This window comes from Microcoleus sp. M2_D5 (genome assembly GCF_036701935.1).
Classification (GTDB): Bacteria; Cyanobacteriota; Cyanobacteriia; order Cyanobacteriales; family Microcoleaceae; genus Microcoleus.
Genome location: NZ_JAUBRP010000052.1, coordinates 39,484 through 45,483, shown reverse-complemented (window position 1 = coordinate 45,483; position 6,000 = coordinate 39,484). Strand labels below are relative to the sequence as shown.

Sequence of the window (6,000 nt, the reverse complement as noted above, 5' to 3'; positions counted from 1 at the left end):
CAACAAACTACATTGAAATTTAGTCGGATTTAACTGTAGCATATTTTGGGTTCCAGTTAAGATGCGTTTACCCTGCATTTAAATTGTGTGTCAAAAATTACTCAAATTATTGTGGGAGGGGCACGCGAGCCAGTCCAGAATATGCAATTTAAACGCGCAACAGCTTATCACTTTCTCCTGGTGCTTAGAGCGAGCCTTATGCCAATGTTTTTGAATCCAACACTTGCTTGACCAGTTAATCCAAATAATCAAGTTATTGCTAATAAAATTTAAGGGTAAAGTCATGATTGCATTTTGACATATAGCAATTCTTGCAAAAGTCGTAATTTTTTTACCCCACCCCAACCCTCCCCGAACCCGCTGGGAGTCCGTAAAAAATTCATAAATGATTTATGATTGCTATATGTTTATTTCTTATCACCGGAATTAGTTTTTATTATGGGTTAATTTAGCAGAGGGTTGGACACAATATTTTCAAGTCAGATGCCATCAACTTCGACAGCATTATTATTAAAAAATTCTGCTTCTGTAATCATGCTTTCCCTCCTTATTGCCTCATGATTAAGCAATGCAGCCGGCGCAGTTCAAATGTGGCTCCGATCGCCCTCCGAAACTAGCAAGTGTCTCAGATCACAAGGCAGATCGATCGCCCTCACTGCCAAAAAACGTAAAGTTATGTCAGATTAAGTAAGGGGTTATACAATAACTCTTGCCATATCCCTAGAAAGTTATGACAACGAAACTAAGAGCTACACACACAGAGAAAATGGAGAGAGACTTGCACCAGTTGAGGGCAGACCAAGAACTGATTCTCAATCAAGTAGACAATGCGATCGCTCTGTTCGACTCGTCTGATTGCTTAGTTTTGTTTAACAAAAAATTGGCGGGAATCTGGGAACTGTCCCCAGAATGGCTGGAAACAAAGCCGAAGTGCCACTTGCTGTTTGCGGAAATTGTCGATCGGGGTTACTTGTCCCTTCAGCAGTGGCAAGAGTTTCAGCAAGCACTCGAAAAATCTCAGGATGAAAGTTTATCATTTTATTTCGAGCAATCCAATGCGGTTTGTTTGGAGGTGTGCGCCACGATTACCAACAGCGGCGGACGGCTGTTTACCTTTCGAGACGTTACGGTATACCAAAACTCCCAAGCTAGCTTGAACGCAGAAGTCAGGCGGCTGAGATTTCTTTTGGGTTTAACCGAACGCCTGCAAAACTCTCACAGTTTGCAAGAAATAGGTAAGTTTGCCCTCACCTATCTGGTAGGGGCAATGAATGCAGCTTTCGGAGATGTCAAGGTGATTAGCGGCAAGGGAAACGATCGACAAGCGGCGGCGATTTCCAACCAAGTTTCTAGTCAATTTTTGGCTACTTACGGGGAACCAGTTGCCGCAGCAATGCAAGAATTGCTCGACAAAGGCATTCCCTACGGCATCGGTTTGCTGTGGGAAGTGGTGAAAACTGGTAAACCTTTGTTCGTAGAGGATTATGCCCAACATCCCAATGCCGTGCCGGAATTTCGGCATCCGGGAATCGGACAACTGGGTATTTTTCCGATCGCAGCCACCGACGGTACCATTATTGGCGTACTGACGCTGGAGTCCCGCAACGTCAAAAAACTGCAAACCGCCCTCAACCAAGAAGTGCTCGAGGCTGCTTGCCGGACTCTGGGAGCGGCGATCGAGCGGGCTCAGACACAAGAGCACCTGCGCCAAGTTAATGAAGAATTAGAGTATTCTTCTCAGTTGAAATCCGAGTTTTTAGCCTCGATGTCCCACGAATTGCGGACGCCTCTCAACAGCATTCTAGGCTTTTCAGACTTGCTGCTGCGGCAAACGGCAGGACAGTTGAGCGATCGACAAATCAACTATGTAGAACTTATCGAAAAAAGCGGCCAGCACTTGTTGCAGTTAATCAACGATATTCTCGATCTTTCTAAAATTGAAGCCGGGAAAGTAGAACTAAACTTACAGCCTGTTCGCGTTCAAGAACTGGCGACAGACTGTATGAAAATGATGCAGCCGCGGGCTGACAAAAAGCGAATCGGTTTGTCTTTAGAACTAGACTACCGTATTACTAAAGTTTGGCTCGACGAAAGGCGAGTGCGACAAATTGTGATTAATTTACTTTCCAATGCCATCAAATTTACCCCCGAACAGGGACAAGTTAAACTCAGCGGGCGTCTGGCCTACGGCAGCGAAATAGACGGCGACTACCGACCGGATTGTTCTCCTGTAAATGCCAGCACTCCTTATTTTTGTTTTGAGGTAGAAGACTCCGGCATCGGCATTCCTCAAGACCGCTGGCACTTGCTATTTCGACCTTTTCAACAGGTGGATTCTTCCTTGACTCGGAGGCACGAAGGTACAGGTTTGGGTTTGGCTTTGACTAAGCGTTTGGCAGAATTGCACGGGGGAACTGTTTCTTTTCAATCTGTTTGCGATCGGGGAAGTCTTTTCCGCGTTTGGCTGCCTTTGACGGAGATGCGTCAACAGTTGGGAAACTTTGCTTCTTGTGCTTTGAATTCCAAGTTAGTCCCTGCTTCTGCGATTGCTTTACCAATTGGCAGCAAACGGATTTTGGTTGTCGAAGACCAGCCTTATAACCAAATGTTAATTTCTGAGGTGATGGAATTGGAGGGGTACGGGGTAGAGATACTCGCGAATGGTTCGGCAATGGCCGATCGTATTCTCGCCGCCTCTGCAGCCCCGGAGTTGCTGCCGGATTTGATTTTGATGGACATTCAGTTGCCGGATGTTGACGGCTTTGAGTTGATGCGCCGAGTTAAAGCAGATCCTGTCTGGGAGTCGGTACCGATGATTGCGGTGACGGCGATGGCGATGCCCGGTGACAGTGAGCGATGTTTGGAAGCTGGCGCTTCTGGTTATTTGAGCAAACCGCTGGATTTGAATTTGACGATCGCTACTGTCCGTTCTTTTCTCACTTAAACAGCATTTATACAAAGCTTGTCAAAGTAACTCTTAGCTGGCGCGGGATGAGAAAAGCTTGTCCATCAAAGTGCCAATAAAAATTTGCTTAAAATGATTTAGACGCGCTATATAATAGATGATGACGCGATTCAGACATCTAGAAAATATCATAATGATAGCTAAATGCACGTTATCAGTCGGAAAAAATTAAGAGACTACTGCCAAAGTCACGCTGATTCCTGCGAAGCGCTCGATGACTGGTATAAAATTGCCAGTAAAGCAGCCTGGACTAATCTTGTTGAAGTTCAAGCTGTTTATCTCAAAGCTGAAGCAGTTGGAAATTTTACAGTTTTTAATATCAAAGGAAATAAATATCGCTTAATCGCGAGTATTAACTATGAGAAGCAAATTATTTATATAAAATACGTTTTCACTCATGCCGAGTATGATAAGGAAACCTGGAAAAATGACTGTTACTTTTGATCTAAAAATTTACAGTAGCTTGCTCTCTCAATATCAGCCTCGAATTATCAAAACTGAAGAGGAAAACGAGATATTTTTGGAGATTGTTGAAGGATTACTCTCTCGTCCAAATCTGACTCCAGAAGAAGATGCGCTGTTGGAACTGCTGGTAAAACTGATTGAGGATTTTGAAGAGCGGCACTATCAACTTAATACATCAACGCCAAAGTCAAGGCTGCTGCATTTGATGGATGCTCGGAGTCTAGAAGCAGAGGATTTAGTAGAAATTATGGGTTCGAGTGAGGCGGTAGTTGAGGTAATTAACGATCGGCTAGAAATCAGCAAGAAACAAGCTGAGGCTTTGGGGAGGTTTTTTCACGTCGATCCGGGGTTGTTTTTGTTCAATTGAGCGATCGCACTCTGTAATGTCTCGGAGGGCGATCGCATCCAAGTGGATTGATTTGATGAGGGTGGGGGCGATCGCGTCTATTTACTTGAAGAGATTGTAAACTGCTGCTATCTGCTCACCAGCTACTTCTTGCGGTACATCTTGCGATTTCTTTTCATGTCCATCACGGATATACAGCTTATCTCCATACCATACTGGCTGATCACCAGCCCTTACCTCAATCATTAATACTGTGCGATCCATATATGTGATGGGAGTTACCTTTGTATTAACCGCTGTTTTTAACCATTCAGGTAATTTTGAATCACGAATTTTTCTAGTAATGAAAAGACCGTAATCATCAATGTCAGTTCCTTTAAGAGATGCTTCTCTCTCTAAACCCACGATACCAAATGAGTAAAACCGAGGGGCTACAATATTGTCTAAACTTTCAATGCGTTGAGTATCTTTTTCTTTGTCAGACACGCCGATAAATATGTACCCTTTCTGTCCTTTGCCTAAATTTGCCATTGCAGCAATATTTTGGAGAATTTTATCAAAATTTTCATCATCAAATTTTCTCTTCTTTTCGTCTAAACTATAAAGCCCTTGTTTAAAATCATAATTAGGAGCCTCAGTTTTTGAGCGTCTCAAGTAAACTTCAAAATCTACAGCATATGACCCACTACTACGAGTCGAACTATTTGATGGTTTAAAATAATTTTGCACCAAGCCTTTAGTAAGATTTAGGTTCTGAGTTCTATTTGCTGTTGTGGTAGTTGGACTCATTTTAATCTTGTCAATCAAGCCCGATACAGCCTTAAAAATTTGCTCATAGTCAAATGGCTCTTGTGAGTTTTTTATAATAAGATCGTAAAAAGTCATAAACAACGTATAAAAAGGTTCTTTTACTGGATTTCCTACTCCTGGACGACGGCTCAATATATTTCTTAAAAAATTTTTTTCGTTATCGACTGCTGAGGCTTTAATTGCATTTTTGATATGGGATAGAACCGTTTTAATATCTAGTTTCAGATTGTCTGATCCATATCTAGCAATTCCTAGTTGGATTTCATCTAACTTATTATCTTCGCCTTTTCCATAGTAAGAGTCGAAGTTTTCTTTACTAGCTGCAAAAGGCTTTCCCAATGCTACAGAAAGTATTATGTCTGCTATTAGCTGCTCATCTTCGCTGTCCCGTAAACCAGAAACACGTAAAACCCCTTGACGACACCAAAATGTATCTTCCGCAAGCACTCCATAGCCTAGATCGATGGATTTAGCATCAATACTAATTTCGGGCATATCTGTGAGTGGCAGTTCTTCTTTGGAGACATCACCACGAATTTCAGAAGCAAGTTGTCTCACTAATCCTGAAAATTCTGTTGTCACTCCTGCTTGTCTTACTTCTTGAGCTGATAAATGTTTACCATTGGAGTTAATTCTGTTAAAGATATCTTCAATTTCTGTAATCGAATTTGCTCTATAAATTGTGACCGCTAGGGAATATTCTAAAAACTTAGCACACTCATCAGAATCCAAAAAACTTGGTGGCTTGTTTTCAGGATATGTAGGTTTAAATACACCTTCCTGACATAACTGATTGGCAAAGGGATGTTTAGTTAAATCAAAATATTTTTCGTGAACGGTAAACTGATTTTCAATAAAACTGAATATTGCATTAAGTCTTTGCATTCCATCAATTATTTCATATATATCTTCTCCTTCACTACTTTTGAATTCTCCAAGTAAAATCAATGGAATTGGATAATTCAGTAATAAACTCTCTATGAGACAAGCCTTTTCCGCTTTTGTCCATACAAGCTTGCGTTGATATCTACGGTTGACGATTAACTTTTTTGTTCTATAAAGTCGGTACAACTCTAATACACTTATACCTTTTGGAGTAATGCTCATAATATCTCTGTTTTAACTATGAATATTTAACTCTAATTTCAGCCATGGAGCTAATAGTTAGACGCTAGCTCTGTTTCTCTCATACAAGTATGATATCACACACCTCATAATAGGGTTAGCTATTTTCTTATTTGTGCAAGCATTACAGCGGACTCATCAGATAAGGCACAAATTGACGCTTAGTAGAGATCACAATTTCAGCAAGAAGCTGAAAAAATTAACATTAATTTCATTTCCACGCTCAAAGCAATCGTCCAGATAGCGATCGCACCGCTCATCCCTCCTATAAAAACGAACAAGCGATCGC

Annotated in this window: 4 protein-coding genes; 3 read left to right on the top strand and 1 reads right to left on the bottom strand. The window is 41.5% G+C overall.

Going from position 1 to position 6,000, the window contains the following annotated elements; genetic code table 11:
* Positions 1-730 precede the first annotated feature (730 nt).
* The 3 genes from QUA50_RS20400 (at position 731) to QUA50_RS20390 (ending at position 3,797) form a co-directional block, all read left to right on the top strand.
* Positions 731-2,944, top strand: a complete 2,214-nt coding sequence (locus QUA50_RS20400) for an ATP-binding protein (protein ID WP_333266330.1) — start codon at positions 731-733, stop codon at positions 2,942-2,944.
* A 165-nt stretch (positions 2,945-3,109) separates the two neighbouring features.
* Positions 3,110-3,409: a type II toxin-antitoxin system HigB family toxin gene (locus QUA50_RS20395; protein WP_333260176.1), complete on the top strand. Its 300-nt coding sequence runs from the start codon at positions 3,110-3,112 to the stop codon at positions 3,407-3,409.
* Positions 3,393-3,797 (top strand): transcriptional regulator, encoded by a 405-nt coding sequence (locus QUA50_RS20390; protein ID WP_333260178.1) that lies wholly within the window; start codon positions 3,393-3,395, stop codon positions 3,795-3,797. Before QUA50_RS20395 ends, QUA50_RS20390 begins: the two co-directional genes overlap by 17 nt.
* A gap of 81 nt (positions 3,798-3,878) precedes the next feature.
* On the opposite strand, the gene QUA50_RS20385 is transcribed toward QUA50_RS20390, so the two are convergent.
* Complete coding sequence (locus tag QUA50_RS20385; RefSeq protein WP_333266328.1) at positions 3,879-5,693, bottom strand: GmrSD restriction endonuclease domain-containing protein; 1,815 nt, start codon at positions 5,691-5,693, stop codon at positions 3,879-3,881.
* Between the last annotated feature and the right edge of the window lie 307 nt (positions 5,694-6,000).